Annotated in this window: 17 protein-coding genes; 10 read left to right on the forward strand and 7 right to left on the reverse strand. The window is 34.2% G+C overall.

The window, feature by feature from the left end; translation table 11 throughout:
* Positions 1-140 precede the first annotated feature (140 nt).
* From pxpB to NX902_RS04960, 7 genes are all read left to right on the forward strand, one after another.
* Entirely contained in the window at positions 141-881 is a 741-nt protein-coding gene (pxpB, locus tag NX902_RS04930; protein WP_235973172.1) for a 5-oxoprolinase subunit PxpB, read from the forward strand.
* Positions 869-1,843: a 5-oxoprolinase subunit C family protein gene (locus tag NX902_RS04935; protein WP_123258986.1), complete on the forward strand. Its 975-nt coding sequence runs from the start codon at positions 869-871 to the stop codon at positions 1,841-1,843. Before pxpB ends, NX902_RS04935 begins: the two co-directional genes overlap by 13 nt.
* A 233-nt stretch (positions 1,844-2,076) precedes the next feature.
* A complete protein-coding gene (locus NX902_RS04940) occupies positions 2,077-3,300 on the forward strand; it encodes a Bcr/CflA family multidrug efflux MFS transporter (protein WP_095334152.1) in 1,224 nt (407 codons plus the stop codon).
* 361 nt (positions 3,301-3,661) lie between these two features.
* Positions 3,662-4,126, forward strand: a complete 465-nt coding sequence (locus NX902_RS04945; RefSeq protein ID WP_061799987.1) for a PTS sugar transporter subunit IIA — start codon at positions 3,662-3,664, stop codon at positions 4,124-4,126.
* Positions 4,123-5,544, forward strand: a complete 1,422-nt coding sequence (locus NX902_RS04950) for a PTS fructose transporter subunit IIC (RefSeq protein WP_163188460.1) — start codon at positions 4,123-4,125, stop codon at positions 5,542-5,544. The genes NX902_RS04945 and NX902_RS04950 overlap by 4 nt, the downstream gene beginning before the upstream one ends.
* 1 nt (position 5,545) lies before the next feature.
* Positions 5,546-6,406, forward strand: coding sequence for a ketose-bisphosphate aldolase (locus NX902_RS04955; RefSeq protein ID WP_095334148.1), 861 nt, complete (start codon positions 5,546-5,548; stop codon positions 6,404-6,406).
* A gap of 96 nt (positions 6,407-6,502) precedes the next feature.
* Positions 6,503-7,276: a DeoR/GlpR family DNA-binding transcription regulator gene (locus NX902_RS04960; protein ID WP_095334146.1), complete on the forward strand. Its 774-nt coding sequence runs from the start codon at positions 6,503-6,505 to the stop codon at positions 7,274-7,276.
* A gap of 162 nt (positions 7,277-7,438) precedes the next feature.
* On the opposite strand, the gene NX902_RS04965 is transcribed toward NX902_RS04960, so the two are convergent.
* The 4 genes from NX902_RS04965 to NX902_RS04980 form a co-directional block, all read right to left on the reverse strand.
* A complete protein-coding gene (locus NX902_RS04965; RefSeq protein WP_095334144.1) occupies positions 7,439-8,200 on the reverse strand; it encodes an SDR family oxidoreductase in 762 nt (253 codons plus the stop codon).
* Between the two features lie 91 nt (positions 8,201-8,291).
* Positions 8,292-8,576, reverse strand: coding sequence for a MerR family transcriptional regulator (locus NX902_RS04970; RefSeq protein WP_163188474.1), 285 nt, complete (start codon positions 8,574-8,576; stop codon positions 8,292-8,294).
* A 203-nt stretch (positions 8,577-8,779) separates the two neighbouring features.
* On the reverse strand, positions 8,780-10,438 hold the full coding sequence (locus tag NX902_RS04975; RefSeq protein ID WP_163188456.1) for an ABC transporter ATP-binding protein: 1,659 nt from the start codon (positions 10,436-10,438) through the stop codon (positions 8,780-8,782).
* Between the two features lie 57 nt (positions 10,439-10,495).
* Positions 10,496-11,293 (reverse strand): SPASM domain-containing protein, encoded by a 798-nt coding sequence (locus NX902_RS04980; protein ID WP_341160588.1) that lies wholly within the window; start codon positions 11,291-11,293, stop codon positions 10,496-10,498.
* A 406-nt stretch (positions 11,294-11,699) separates the two neighbouring features.
* On the opposite strand from NX902_RS04980, the gene NX902_RS04985 reads away from it, so the two are divergent.
* The 3 genes from NX902_RS04985 to NX902_RS04995 all read left to right on the forward strand — a co-directional run bounded on the left by NX902_RS04985 (position 11,700) and on the right by NX902_RS04995 (position 14,731).
* Positions 11,700-12,455: a MurR/RpiR family transcriptional regulator gene (locus NX902_RS04985; RefSeq protein ID WP_164463934.1), complete on the forward strand. Its 756-nt coding sequence runs from the start codon at positions 11,700-11,702 to the stop codon at positions 12,453-12,455.
* 80 nt (positions 12,456-12,535) lie between these two features.
* Positions 12,536-13,990, forward strand: coding sequence for a glycoside hydrolase family 1 protein (locus NX902_RS04990; protein ID WP_095334130.1), 1,455 nt, complete (start codon positions 12,536-12,538; stop codon positions 13,988-13,990).
* Between the two features lie 351 nt (positions 13,991-14,341).
* Complete coding sequence (locus tag NX902_RS04995) at positions 14,342-14,731, forward strand: hypothetical protein (protein WP_341122668.1); 390 nt, start codon at positions 14,342-14,344, stop codon at positions 14,729-14,731.
* 182 nt (positions 14,732-14,913) lie between these two features.
* Here the strand turns inward: NX902_RS04995 and NX902_RS05000 are convergent, their stop codons facing one another.
* The 3 genes from NX902_RS05000 to NX902_RS05010 all read right to left on the reverse strand — a co-directional run bounded on the left by NX902_RS05000 (position 14,914) and on the right by NX902_RS05010 (position 15,923).
* Positions 14,914-15,159 carry an indolepyruvate ferredoxin oxidoreductase subunit alpha gene (locus tag NX902_RS05000; protein ID WP_047943252.1) on the reverse strand — a complete coding sequence of 82 codons (246 nt, stop codon included), beginning with the start codon at positions 15,157-15,159 and terminating at the stop codon, positions 14,914-14,916.
* Between the two features lie 31 nt (positions 15,160-15,190).
* Positions 15,191-15,607 carry a hypothetical protein gene (locus NX902_RS05005; RefSeq protein WP_123258999.1) on the reverse strand — a complete coding sequence of 139 codons (417 nt, stop codon included), beginning with the start codon at positions 15,605-15,607 and terminating at the stop codon, positions 15,191-15,193.
* 151 nt (positions 15,608-15,758) lie between these two features.
* Positions 15,759-15,923, reverse strand: coding sequence for a helix-turn-helix transcriptional regulator (locus NX902_RS05010; protein ID WP_163188450.1), 165 nt, complete (start codon positions 15,921-15,923; stop codon positions 15,759-15,761).
* Positions 15,924-15,925 lie beyond the last annotated feature (2 nt).

Below are 15,925 nucleotides of genomic sequence, written 5' to 3' on the forward strand. Positions count from 1 at the left end.
ACTTTATTTGAATATTTTGAAAATTAACACAGTTGTATTTACAAACAATAAATAGAAGTTTATCATATCCCATATAAAGTTAAGAGAAAATGAGGAGAGACCCATTTAGAATATAAGCTTAGTGATAAGAGGTGAGTTCATTGGAACTAATACCCCCGAAAACCAATAGAAAGATAGAATTTCTGCCAATGGGAGAACAGATTTTAATCGTCCAGTTTGAGGAAATATTATCAATCGAACAGAATCAAATAGTGCAGCGTTTTGCTGAGGTGATCAAGTCTTTAAAAATTCGAGGTGTTAAAGATATTGTTAAAGGTATGTGCAATTTCTCGATTTTATATGATCCGCTACTAATAAATTTTGAGCAATTAAAAGATAAGCTTATCCATATTGATTTTACAGAAGTTAGCGGGCGAGAGAAAGAATCACGGATGGTTCATATTCCAGTCGTTTTTGATGAACAGTATGGTCTTGATTTATCTGAGTTAGCAAAGAAATTGGGCTTTAGTGAAGAGGAAATCGTCGAAATAATAACTTCAAATGCTTATTATGTCTATATGATTGGATTTATTGCAGGCTTGCCATATATGGGGAATCTAGATGAACGAATTGCTGTTCCCAGAAAATCTAATCCAAGAGTTAAAGTCCCCAAAGGTGCGGTTGCTATCGCTAACCAAATGACTTCTATTTATACAGTCGAATCTCCAGGAGGATGGCATATAGTTGGATGGACACCAATGGATATTTTTGATGAAACAAAGAATCCTCCTAACTTTATAACGGCAGGAGATTATGTTAAGTATGAGCCTATTTCAGCTGAAGTCGCCCATAAATGGAACAGCCAAGTACAAAAAGAGTGGGATCAATTATGGAATATATAAAGTGTTTAAAACCAGGCTTATTAACAACCATCCAAGATTTGGGGAGACCGTCTTATCAGTCATTTGGTGTTTCAGTCTCTGGTGCAATGGACCCTCTTTCCTTGAAGCTAGCTAATATTATCGTCGGCAATCCACCTGACTATGCTGCTTTAGAAATAACATTATTAGGACCAGAAATACTTTTCGAAGGAGAAGGGATTATTGCGATTACTGGGGCAGATTTATCACCAACATTAAATGGAAAAGCGATCCCTATGTGGAAAGCGATCCATATCGAGGGTGGAGCTGTTTTGAAGTTTGGAAAAGGGAAAAATGGCTGTCGCAGCTATCTTGCTATCCTTGGCGGGATTGATGTTCCAGAAGTAATGGGAAGTAAATCAACTTTTATTCGCGGAAGATATGGAGGGATGGAAGGAAGAGCCCTTCAAAGCAATGATTACATTCCAATAGGACCGTTTAATCCTAAGTGGATGAACCTAGTAAAAAATCGGAGAATCCCTGACTGTTATATTCCGAATTTTTCAAATGATGTGGTTAGATTTGTATGGGGACCGCATAATAGGGAATTTGAAGGAGAGTCAAAGGAGCTATTTGTAAAAAGGTTATATCAAGTGACCAGTCAATCAGATCGAATGGGATACCGTCTTGATGGAGATCCGCTAGTACATAAGAAGTCTGCAGATATACTTAGTGAATTTGCAGCACCAGGAACAATTCAAGTCCCTGCAAATGGTAAGCCCATTATCTTGATGGCAGATTGCCAAATGTCTGGTGGTTATACAAAAATCGGCATGGTCATAGGCACAGATATTCCCCTAGTAGCTCAGAAAAAGCCTGGTGATACAATTAAATTCCATCCTATATCGATATTACAAGCTCAAGAAGAATGGAAAAGGCAAATGAAATGGCTATCTATTTTAGCTGCAAATAATCTACGTTTAAACCGGAAAACAGCAATTTGAAAAATTGGGCAAGAAGATAATTTTTAGATATAAAATACACCATCCTTCATATGAATAAATGACAGTACTTTATTATAAAAAATACTTATTTTAAAAAAGTGAGCTTAATTAGTGAAATATTCCATGTTTCATAATACAATATTTAAGTATGCTTCCTTCTTTGAAAGAAGCATTTTTTTCAGGTCATTATTCAAATAAATAATAAATATTTCATATTGAAAGGCGATGAAAAGTTGAATTCATTAACCAAAACGAAACGATTACAAATTGCTTTTCTATTGGGATCTCTTTCCCTATTAGGTCCATTTACAATAGACACATATCTGCCGGCATTTCCAACTATTGTAGAGCAGTTTCATACGAATGCATCCTTAGTTCAAGTTAGTTTGACAACATGCTTGTTAGGGCTTGCTTTCGGGCAGTTAATTATTGGACCAATGAGTGATGTCCAAGGACGTCGCAAACCGTTGCTTACATTTCTTGGCTTATATTTACTATCTTCGTTAATATGTGCAATCGCACCAAATATTTATATGCTGATAGGTGCTCGCTTTATCCAAGGCTTTGCAGCAGCAGGAGGTCTTGTTATTTCAAGAGCAGTCGTTCGTGATCTTTACAGTGGAAGAGAGCTGACGAAGTTTTTCGCAACATTAATGTTAATCGGAAACCTCGGTCCAATTGTGGCACCAATTATAGGCGGAGCTATTCTTTCTTTCGCGAGTTGGAAAGTAGTTTTTCTTGTATTAACCTGTGTTGGAATTATTTTGACTTTAGTCGTTGCTTTTAAATTGGAAGAAACATTACCAGTGGAAAAACGTGTACCAAGCAATATTAAAAAAGTAGTCTCGAATTTCGGTTCTTTACTGAAAGACCGTGAATTTGCCGGCTATGCCTTTACACAAGGTTTCACAACGGCAGGAATCTTTGCCTATGTTTCTGGTATTTCTTTTGTCTACCAAAATATTTATGGCGTTTCCCCACAAGTATTTAGTTTATTGTTTGGAGTAAACGGGGTTGGCTTAATTATCGGAACGCAAATTGTTGGACGATTATCGAGATTTTCAGAGAAAACATTCTTGAAGAGTGGTTTAGCTCTATCCATGTCCGCATCGATTTTATTAGTAATTGCTATTTTAGTGCATGCACCATTAGTGGCGGTAGCGATCCCTATTTTTCTTTTCGTTACCTCTATTAGTATTATTGGAACCTCGTCTTTTTCATTGGCAATGGAAACAAAAGGGCATATGGCGGGAAGTGCATCTGCATTACTAGGACTATTACCTTTCTTATTAGGCTCTTTAACAGCACCACTAGTAGGAATCGGCGGAGAACATACCGCTGTGCCGATGGGAGTTATTATTTTCGCATCAAGCTTACTAGCATTTTTGTCTTACTATATATTGGTTCGTAAATCAGCGGTAAAGATGAATACACCTAAGCATATTACGCATAATTAATATGTTTTCATAAAAAAGGCACCTTCAAATAGAAGGTGCCTTTTTTATGTGCAGTGAATGAGATGAAGCAGTGACAATTGTATCGGAATTTCTTGATTGCTGTTTTCCGTTTTAAATAAGTTTCATCACACCATTAGCAAGGCACGATTTTATTGTTTATTTAGATTCGTTAATAAAAAAATGTAGTGAGTACATGATCATCGTGAAGAAAAAATGAACGAAAAAAATCATTTAAATGACTATTTTCTATATAAAAAAGCCATAATGTCAACTTTCGTTCATTTCATTGAACTAATTGGTGCATGGTGATAGAATCATCTCTGAAAGGTAAGCGCTTACCTATAGCGAAGGAGGAGGGACAATGGATATCTCATCCATGATAGATACGAATTGTATTTTGTTTGATTCGACGATTCAATTGAAAAAGGATTTGTTTTCCCGTCTAGCTACTATTCTTGAAAAAAGTGGTTATATATCAAGTAAGAAACGTTTTATAAAAGATTTAGAAAAAAGAGAGAAGGAGTCTCCAACTGGAATGGAAGATGGATTTGGCATACCGCATGCAAAAAGTAAAACAGTAAAAAGTCCTGTGATCGTTTTCGCTCATACAGGAAAAATAGTAGATTATATTGCGCTAGATGGTTCACAAGTTGATTGTGTTTTTATGTTAGCGGTGCCTGAAAAAGCAAGTGATATTCATTTAGATATACTTAGCTATTTAGCAAGGCAACTAATGAATGATGACTTTAAATTAGAATTAAAACAAGCAAGCAATGCAAGTGATATACAAAGCTTATTAATGAATAAAGGAGGGAGCTCATTATGAAAATTGTTGGCATCACATCTTGTCCAACTGGAATTGCCCATACCTATATGGCTGCAGAAAAACTGCAAAGAACCGCATTAGAAAAAGGTTATGCAACGAAATTCGAGACACAAGGTGTAAAGACAGAGAATGTGCTTTCGGCCGCTGAAATAGAAGAGGCAGATGTAGTAATACTTGCTATTGATAAGATAGTAGAATTGGATCGATTTGTTGGAAAAAAAGTAAAAAAAGTTTCTACAGCAAGAGCTATTAAGGAACCTCATCTTGTTATTGAAGAAGCTATTAATGGAAAGGGAACTTATATTCATCAACAAGAAAGTAACCAGAATGCCTCACAGAATTTCCAGAATAAGAAGAGTGTGTATAACCATTTCATGAATGGTGTTAACTATATGCTTCCCTTTGTAATTGCTGGAGGAATTCTAATAGCAATAAGCTTTGCTTTTGGTATTGAAGCATCGGATCCTAACAGTGACCAATACAATGTAATGGCTGGTGCTTTGTCCAAAATAGGTGGCGATACTGCTTTTGCACTCATGGTCCCAGCCTTAGCTGCAGGAATCGCAGTTTCATTTGCAGGAAGAGCAGGATTTGCACCAGGATTAGTAGCGGGTACATTAGCATCAGCTGGAGGTTCGGGTTTTTTAGGTGGAATGATTGGCGGAATATTAGCGGGATATATTACGGATAAAATAGCAAATAAAATCCATGTAAAAAAATCGTTTCAGGCTATCTATCAGCTCATTGTTGTACCACTAGTAGCAATTACTGTTGTCGGTCTATCTATGGTGTTTTTAATTGATACGCCTATTTCTTGGTTATTAAATACATTAACTAACTTTTTAAATGGATTAGGAGAAACTTCAGGACTTGTGTTTGGATTATTAATAGGATTAATGATGGCTGCAGATATGGGAGGCCCAATTAATAAATCAATTTCCACTTTTTCTATTGGATTAATGTCTGCAGGTGTAAATGCTCCAATTGCTGCATGTATGATAGCAGGAATGACACCACCACTTGGATTAGCACTTGCTACTATATTATTTAAACAAAAGTTTAATGAGGAAGAAAGAACTTCTGGTAAGTCCTGTTGGATTTTAGGTTCTTCTTATATTACAGAAGGAGCAATTCCCTTTGCAGTCGCTGATCCCATCAGGGTGATTCCTAGTCTAATGGCTGGATCTGCTGTGGCTGCCTCTATTTCAATGGCTTCAGGAGTGACGTCAATGGCACCACATGGTGGAGTATGGGTTATGTTTATTCCAAACGTCATTAACAATCTACCAATGTATCTTCTTGCATTAGTAGCAGGTACAGTTGTTACAGCTGTCACGGTAGGATTACTAAAAAAAACACCAATTAAAAAGGAACAAGAACTATCTAGTGAGTTGGAAAACAAAGAAGGGATTGCATAATATGTTATATACAATGAGAGATTTACTAAAAGTGGCGAAAGAAAATCAGTTTGCGGTACCAGCGTTTAATATTTGTAGTTTCGATATGTTGAAATCTATTATGGAAGAAGTAGAAGACCAGAATGCCCCAGTAATTATTGAAATTCATCCAGATGAGATCGCTTATTTAGGAGACCGGTTTATTGCTGCTGTTCGAGAATATGCATTATATAGTAAAGTTCCTGTTGTAATCCATATGGATCATGGAGGAAGTATAGATGATGTGATGCGAGCTATCAGAAATGGATATACGTCTGTAATGATTGATGCTTCATTATCTGATTACGAAGAAAATGTGAAGATAACAAGAGCTGTGGTAGAATTGGCGCATAAGGTGAATGTTTCAGTTGAAGCAGAGTTAGGAACGATTGGAAATAATGGGTCCTATGAAGGTGGATCAAATAAAATTATCTATACTGAACCAGATCAAGCGGTTGATTTTGTTAAACGAACAGGTATTGATACTTTAGCTGTTGCAATTGGAACCGCCCATGGACTTTATCCAAAAGACGTTATTCCAAAACTCAACATTCCATTATTAAAAGAATTAAATGAACGAATAGATATTCCGTTTGTGTTACACGGTGGTTCAGGCAACCCTGATTCTGAAGTCATTGAATCGATTAAATATGGAGTAGGGAAGGTAAATTTATCTTCTGATTTAAAGAGCGTGTTTTTTCATGAGGTTCATCAAGTTTTAGCAGATAATCCAGGCATGTATGAACCAAATCAAGTGTATATTCGTCCGAATGAAAAGGTAAAGGAAGTTGTACGTCATAAATTAAATATCTTGAACACTGTAAATAAGGCTGATTTGTATTAAATGTCATTAATTGGTGTGGACGATTATGTCCATGCCTTTCATGCATTTTAACTAGATTCATAGTAAAACATAGGGGTATTGAAAGGAGGGATATGAATGACAACATCCATACAAAAGGAAAGACAAGATAAAATTGTTAATCATTTAAAAGTAGAAAATTTTATGAAAACTACTGATTTGGTTGAGTTATTAAATTATAGTGAGGCAACGATAAAGCGTGATTTAATAGAATTGGAAAATCAAGGATTAATTCGTAGAACTCGTGGCGGCGCCGTGATTATTGACCGCCGAAAGATAGATATTCCTTATTTAATGAAAGTTGATAAGTTTAATGATGATAAAGAGAAAGAAAGAATGGCAAAATTGGCAAAGGAATTGATTCAAAATGATATGAATCTATTTATTGATTCAAGCAGTACAGCATTACATTTGGTTCATCAATTAAACAAGTTTGAAGGCTTACAAGTGATTACAAATGGAGTTATTACAGCTAGTTTATTATCAGAGTACACATCAGCAAAAGTGAATATTCTAGGAGGTTCGATTGTTCCTAAGCGGTTTACAGTTAATGGGTCTAAGGCATATCATGATGCCCTAACTTATAATGTTGATCTGGCATTTGTTTCTTGTCGTGGCTTTGATTTTTCTGTAGGTGCAACAGAAACAACAGAGGGAGAAGCATTAATTAAGCAGTCATTCAGAAAAGGTGCAAAAGAAGTTGTTCTGATGGTAACACATGATAAATTGAATCAGAAATACTTACATCAAAGCTTAAATTGCTCCGATATTAATTATATGATTGTAGACAAACCCTTATCAAAAATAGAACTAGAGGGTTTACAAAAACATAAAATATCCGTTTTATATTAAATAAGAAAAGTCTCTTGTTGTAGAAAAACTATAAAAGATGAAACACAATAGGAAGAGAAAATAAAGTTACTCAAGTAAACATTGGTTGATCGGAATAGAGGATTTAACTAGATAGACAAAAAACTCACCAAGATTATGGTGAGCTTTTTGTCCAACTCATTCTTACTCAATCATCTTCTTCATCGCCTCATACATATTCTCCACATGCTTATCCACTTCATCACGAGACATCCGCAAACGATCTACGGAGCTGCCATAGCCAATTTCTAGCTTTCCTTCTTTTAACCCTTGAAATATTCCATCGGCAAACTCGTTTAATGGCTCTCCTGCTGTATGTAACCCGGCACCGCCTAAATCTGTATTTACAGCTGGAGGGGCAACTTCAATTACTTCTATAGAAGTGTCGGAAAGCTGATGTCTTAAGCTGACAGTGAATGAATGCATGGCTGCTTTGGTTGCTGAATAAATGGGTGCAATAACCATCGGCGTAAAGGCTAAGCCTGATGTTACGTTAATGATGGCCGCATTTTCTTTTTCTGAAAAATAAGGTGCAAATAGCATAGACATTTGAATAGCAGCTTCCATATTGATTGTAATTTCTTTGTTGAAATAGCTCCAATCATTCTTCGCGTCCGCTTTTAGCACATTAAACCGTTGTTGAATACCTGCGTTGTTTACTAATACATTCACTTCTGGATAGTGCGCTGTTACCCACTCAAATAATTTAACACGTTCAGCTTCTACAGAGAGATCGCTCACATATGTAATCAAGCTAGGATATTTTTCTTTTGCCTGTTGAAGTGCTTCTTCCCTGCGGCCACAAACAACCACCGTATTTCCTGCGTCGATGAATCGTTCTGCAAAAGCTAAGCCAATTCCGGCATTTCCGCCTGTAATAAGAATGGTGTTATTAGAGAGCTTCATTGGGATTCCTCTTTTCCAATTATTTTATATTCTATTTAATTACTTCCTATATTCTTTCCGCGATCTTTTCAAGTATCGTGAAATTTTCTCATCACTTCCTTTTAGGGACTTCCTTCATTAACGAGATTTCAGCGATTACATCTTGTTTGTGATTTTCCATCATGGCAAGGCGCAGCTGGATGGTGCTGTCTCCTTCGATAATCCAATCAATATATTGTTTAATTCTTGTTATAGATATATGCGTATTTTTTAAACAAATAATGGTTCGGAATGGTGCCATCTGTTTTTCGGAAAATAATCGCCTTTCAGCTTCATCGCGTTCTAGCAATGGAAGTAATCCATGTGTTTTATAATATCTTATCGTTGATTCAGGAATATTAAATTTAGCTGATGCATCACTGTTATTTCATTCGGAGATCTCCAATCATTGTCGACAAGATTAGTATACGGCTTAAACTATGGTTTAAGTCAAGCAGGATGATGAAAGGGCTCTCAAATCAATAAAAAAAAGAGCAAATTATTATTGCCCTTTCTCTTTTCCTTAATTAAATAAATATTTATTTCTGATTTTCTTCCTAATCATGCTAAGAAATGCACATAGGAATGTGGTCTGTGCATAAGTTGTTCGAATGAGCCGAATTCTACTATATTCCCATCTATCAAAACAATAAGTTCGTCATAAACAGATAAATTTTCTTTTTCAAAATGATGAGAAACAGAAACAACAGTTAGTTCTTTATCTAGTAAGACTATTTGTTCAATTTCCTTAGCAGTTTCCCTATCTAAAGAGGATGTTGCTTCATCCATAAGGAGAATTTCACGATTTCTTAGAAATGCTCGTGCTATTTCGATACGCTGTCTCTGTCCCCCAGACAAATTCTTTCCGTCTTCTCCAACTTTATAATCTAGCCCTTTATCAAAAATTACTTCAGTTAGTCCAGCCCGAGAACAGGCATTTATAATATCTGCTTCACTGTAATTTTCTCCGAGTATTATATTATTTCGAAGCGTATCATCAAATAAGAACGGTTTTTGATTAATCATGGATATTGTTTTATAAAAAGAAATTGCATCAACATCTAGAAAGTTTACGCCATCAAGTTTTATAGTACCTTGATAATTTTGAATTCTCTTTTGAAGTATTTTCAATAAGGTACTTTTTCCTGAACCTGAAGGACCGGTAATAAGAATTTTTTTTCCTTTTTTTATTTCAAGGTTTAAATCTGAAAGAATCATTTTATCTCCTATTTTGTATGTGAGATTCTCACATGTTAATGCATCTTTAAAAGAGATTGCTTGATGATTAGCAGGTATATCGGGTGTGCTTTTAATAAAGTTTTGAATTCTATCACGAATTTTTTTGGTAGTTAATATCTTATTATACTCTTCCAATGAATCAAGCGCTGGAGCAATAATAGTATTAGAAAGCTGAATAATTGCTAGAACTGTTCCAATAGTAATAACCCCTCGAGTGGCAAGGATTATTCCATATAGATTAACAAAGAAAAAACCACAAAGCCCAAAAAAACCTACAATATTATCTGAAAGTACACGCCAATTATTTAATGTCGCAAAACTTCTTTCAACAGTAGAATTATATGTAATATGATCATCAATCATTCGCTTTTCCATACCATATCCTCGAATAGTGTCTATACCTGTAAAAGCATCCTTTACCTTTCCAGTATAAATTTCATTTTTATTTGTCCAGTCTTCTGTTTGATTAACAATCCTTTTTTTAAATAATTGTGGGATAAGACTAGGAATAATAAACACTACTATTAATAGAATAGCCATCGTACTATTAAGAAAGAAAATAGCACTAATAGATATGAAAAAAATTATTAGGTTTAGAATAATTTTTAATAAGGAGTCATAATAGTTGGTTTGAATTAATTTTAAATCATTTAATAAGAATGAAACATAAGATGCAGTATTCTTCTCTTGAAGTAAATTATCTGAATAAATAAAAATTTTAAAAATTTTTTGTTTTAAGGCTGAAATCTTCATAAAAATTATCTGATGTACAGTAAAGTTATATAATGTTTGACTAATCATAATTAAGAAATAACCGCCAATAGTAAAGATAATTAAATTTACAAGAGGAAGTTTATTTGCGGCTTCAAAATAATCGAAAACTTCTTTAAAAACAAATGCTTTAAAGGTATTTTCAAATGCTGCAAATGGTAGCAAAAAGATAAAAATAATTAACCATTTTTTATTTATATTTTTAGACAAGTAGTCACCTTCTTTTAAGTTGATTCTTTACAAAAGAATTTTGGTGTTAAAGGAAAATTAAATAATATTATGAATTCTATCTAATTTAGAAACGATATCCTCTATTCTATCATGGTGTTTTGCGATTAAATCGAAAACAATTTTTGTTTCTTTCCTTTTACTCTTACAACTAATCTCTTGATATGGATTTTCATTAGTTCTTTTACATAAGACACATCTGAAGCGAGCAATACATAACTCACACTCTTTTCGTACTTTCGTTTTGGAATGAAATATTTCAGGATAACTCATAATTTTTTTCCAGACATAATTTATATCTTCGTTAACTATATTGGTGATTTTTTCAGAGGTATTAACAAATAAATGGCATGGCCAAATGTTTCCATTTGGATCGATAGATAGTAACTCCAAACCAGCTTCACAAAAGTGAAACCAATCTATTTCTTTCGAAAAGAAATAAGATAATATATCAGAAGTGTTAGTTCTCATAAAATAAGATTGTTCATTTAGAAACTCTTCAAAGTCTTCTTCAATTTCTTCTCTAACTATATTATAAACATAATTAGACGTTCCTACTTCCCATACATCATTAACTGCTATATTTGGTATACCAAAGTCACGATAGATTTGTTTAGCAATTTCTTTTTTTGAATAAAGCTTATTAGTAGAAGGAGAATAAGTTGCTTGAATGGAAAGAATTTTATCAGGATTTGTCATTTGGATTTTTTTTACATTATCTAGTATTCTTTCATACGTTGGATTATTTTTAATATCTCTTCTATACTTATCATGAATTTCTTTTGGTCCATCTATACTTACAGTAACTTTAAAATTATACTTTAAGATTAAATTCATAATAGTTGGATTTAATAAATTTGTGCCATTAGTCTGCATCATAAAAGTTAGATGAGGATATTTCTCACAGAAATATTTAATCATCTTAGGCTAAAACATTGTGAGGGAATCTTCAAAAAGGCCAATAAATTTAACCGCAATTAATTCCATTACAGTTTTTAGAACGAGTAGGTATCTCAAAGTTTTTTTTCTTCATTTGAATTTCCTCCTTTCTAGTATATTAATGCAAATATAGAATAATTAGAAAAAAAAGTAAATAATAGAAAAAGAATATTCATAAAATATACAGAAAATAAATTATTTTGAATTTTTATTGAAAGGTGGGAATCTAACATTTACTCATCATTCTTTCAAATTCCTAACCATTCCTACAATAATATGATACGATCATCATGAGGTGGAAATTTTGGAACAATTAATTTATACCCTTTTAGCGTACATAAATAATTCTTTAGAAAAAGATATTAACTATTCCATCGCCAATAGTTTCCTGGAAAATATTCATCATATAGAAGGCTATTCTTTAGAAATGGCTGCGGAAGTATGTAATGTTGCCCCATCTACAATTAATCGTTTCTGTAAGCGAATTGGCTTCCGTAACTTTTCGAATCTCCGCAGTAGTGTTGCTTATCATGGGGGAATGTATGAGGAAAGGGAAAAGAGCTTAACTACAGAAACATTTGAATTAAAACTAAAGGAAAATATCGAGATAATGGAAAGAATTTCCAGAGTACAACTAGACCGTATCATAAAAAAGATTCATGAGTCTAAAAGAATTGTCATATTAGGATTTGAAAAACATCAAATTCAAGCGATGGAGCTTCAAAAGCAATTATTTCTGCTCGGAAAGCTATGTGAATGCAATACGAATTTTTTTAAACAATTGGAAACAGTCTCTCATTTGACAGAAGAAGATATGATTATTACCATTTCCATTGAAGGAAACATCCTGACAGAAGCGTTAGCAATCAAAGAAAAAATTAAGGCAGCAAGCGGGAAGAAATTGCTAATTACTTTTTCAGATTCCGAGAAGCACGAACATATATTTGATGAGATTTTACAATGTGGAAAAATTGATAATAGTGCTGTGAGTAGTTATACCTTATTACGTTTGTTTGATATTCTCATCTATCACTATCAAAAACGATATCCTTCTTTTTAACTGGTCTGAAAGAGACCAGTTTTTTCTTTTTTGTAAGCGTATCATTATAGGTAGAGATTAGAAAAGGGAGGAAACATATAATGAAGAAAAACGGATTTCCTGAAGGCTTTTTATGGGGGGGAGCTACAGCTGCCAATCAATTAGAAGGTGCGTATAATGAAGGCGGGAAAGGATTATCGATCTTTGATATGGTCACATTCGTTCCAAAGGAAGAACGTGGCGATGATATCGAGATGGATGTGAAGAGCAAAGCGGAATTAGAAGCACTATTAGCTGGCAAAGGCGGAGACAATTTTCCGAAACGTCGCGGGATTGATTTTTATCATCGCTATAAAGAAGACATTGCTCTTTTTGCAGAGATGGGCTTCAAAACATTCCGTCTGTCTATTTCTTGGCCGCGTATTTTCCCGAATGGGGATGACTTGGTGCCAAATGAAGAGGGCTTAGCTTTTTATGATCGAGTATTTGATGAGTTGGCTAAATATGGAATTGAGCCGTTGGTGACGCTATCCCATTATGAAATTCCACTGAACCTTGTCCAAAAATATAATGGCTGGGTAGATAGACGATTAGTAGATTTCTTTGTTCATTATGCTGAAACTGTCTTTAACCGCTATAAGGACAAGGTGAAGTATTGGTTAACGTTTAATGAAATTAATATCTCAACCCTATCCCCTTACATTGGTAGTGGAATTTTAATTGATGAGGTAGAGAATAAAGAACAAGCTATTTATCAAGCTTTACATCATCAATTTGTGGCAAGCTCTAGAGCAGTGAAGGCATGTCATGAGATTATTCCTGATGCACAGATTGGCTGTATGCTGGCACGTATGGAAGTATATCCGGAAACATGTAATCCAGATGATGTATTAGCAGCATTAGAAGAGGATCAGAAGAATTTATTTTTCACAGATGTTCAAGTGCGCGGTTATTATCCAAGCTTTATGCTGAACTACTTTGAGGAAAATAATATTCAGATTGAAATGCTTCCAGGGGATGAAGAGCTGCTTTTACAGCATACTGTTGATTTCCTATCTTTTAGCTATTATATGTCTATGGTTGCAAGTGGAGCACCAGATAAGAAAAAAGAAAAAGGAAACTTCTTCTCTGGAGTGAAAAATCCATACTTAGAATCATCCGATTGGGGCTGGCAAATCGACCCGAAAGGATTGCGTATTACGCTAAAGAAAATGTATGATCGATATCAAGTACCTTTATTTATCGTTGAAAATGGATTAGGTGCACATGATAAAGTAGAAGAAGATGGCTCTATTAATGATGATTATCGTATTGAATATATGCGGGCACATATCGAGCAGATGAAAGAAGCAATTAAAGAAGGTGTAGACTTAATTGGCTACACAAGCTGGGGGTGTATTGATCTTATTTCTGCCAGCACCTCTGAAATGTCTAAACGATATGGCTTTATCTATGTAGACCAAGATGATTATGGAAATGGAACATTGAAAAGAACGAAGAAAAAATCATTTGATTGGTACAAAAATGTCATTGCGACAAATGGCGAAGAATTATAATCTTTGCTTAGATAAAAAGTGCTGTCCCTTTTGGGCTTCAGCACTTTTTTTATAGACTATTTTAGAAAAAGTAGAGCAATCCGATTTTTGAAAATGATAGATTTTTTAGAATTAATAAACAAATCATAATATATTGATATAATGAAAACTATATGTTAAAATGTTCCAGTCAAGCATCTTCATTAGTGGAGTTTAGAATTTATTATGGTTAAATACTGAATAATATTCTAATTTTTCTAATAATACATAACAGTAGGGTAACATATGTTGACCAAGTGTTTAGATAGGCTACATAATACTTACGGTTTATAAAATAGTAATTATATTATATGCATATAAGGAGAGATTCAGATGAAATATCTTTCTCTATTTATGGTCGCGTTCCTATTCTTGCTTGCAGGATGCGGGAATTCAGCCGAAGAGAAAAAAGAGGAACCAGTGAAAAAAGAAACGAATGTAGACCAAGAAACAAAAGCAAAAGAATTAACAGATGAAGATAAGAAATTTATTGCTCTGTTGGAAAAAGGCGAATATCAACAGATAGTTGATGAAACAATCCATCTTGCTAGTGATGCCCAAGTCAATTTTTACTTTTTAGCCAATGCTTTTAAAGCAGTTCCTGATTATTCATTAAGTAAAACATATTTGAAAAAAGCGAAGTATATTCCAGCGGAAATTGAAGATAAAGTAAATAAATTAAAAAAAGATATAGATGCTAACGTGGAGAAAGAGGGAGCTTAAGCTCTTTAATATCGTTAGATAGGTGCTTGACCACTAATTAAGATGTAAGGAAGAACCTTGTCAGAAGATTTCTGGCAAGGTTTTTCATACTTTGAAAAGGATAGCATAAGGCAACCAATCAATACTATCCCTAAACGAAAAAAAGAAAAACAAATCAACTAAAAAAGTTGATTTGTTTTTCCTTATCCTTCATATGATTTGTAAAAATCGATAGCCTTCTGGATATAAGGCTGTTCTTCTGGTGGTACCTCTTCTTCATGATAAATGGCGGAAACTGGACATACTGCTTCACATGCACCACAGTCAATACAAATATCGGGATCAATATAGAATTGATCTTCTCCCTTTGCGATACAATCAACAGGACAAACATCTACACAATCTCCTGCTTGTTCATGCATACATGGTGAAGTTATAACGAAAGGCATGGAATCTCCCCTCCCCTTTACTTAAATAATATTAAGATCTAATGTTTAGTAGTACTTCATTCATTCGATTTATATTTTCGCGGATTTTTACAGCACTTAAGTAATCAATTTTATCATGATAACTTTCAGGCTGTTCTCTTTGCTCATCAATGGACATATGCTGATATTCATCAATGCCCCCTGTTGATGCTTGATAGTCCTCCATTAAGCTAGCTTCCAATTGTTGAACCATATTGTTTATTCTATCAAGACTTTGTGTCATTGAGCTGGCTGTGTTGATGATTTCTTCGTTTGATTTTGGAAAGTTATCCATTTTGTTCTTCTGTTCTTGTAAATCATTCTTCACTTGCTGAAGCAAAGGATCTTTGTCAGCATCTACTTTCATATGATCAAGTATTTGTAACGTGTCGCCTATCAATATTTGCAATCTCTTGGAGGCGTTTTCCATGGAAATCCCACCTTTAAGCATTGTATCTATAAAATGGACATAATATCGGCTTTCTATACATCTTACGAGAGTTCTCGCTATTTTCTAGGCGAAATGTGAGTAATCTTTTTTTATGGCGATGAAAGAATCGCAAATTATTGTAACCCACAGTTTATGGCATTTTGCCAATCGGCAGCTGCCGATTTTTTAACTGACAACACGCCTGTGATATTTGATACTGCGTCAAGTATTCGGTAAAGGTCATATTTGTTATATGAACAAACAGCTTGGAAAGATAAGCATAATCATATTGGAGATGCTTTGCTACGACTTTCAATG

Source organism: Niallia sp. FSL W8-0954, from assembly GCF_038005605.1.
Taxonomy (GTDB): Bacteria; Bacillota; Bacilli; order Bacillales; family Cytobacillaceae; genus Niallia; species Niallia circulans_A.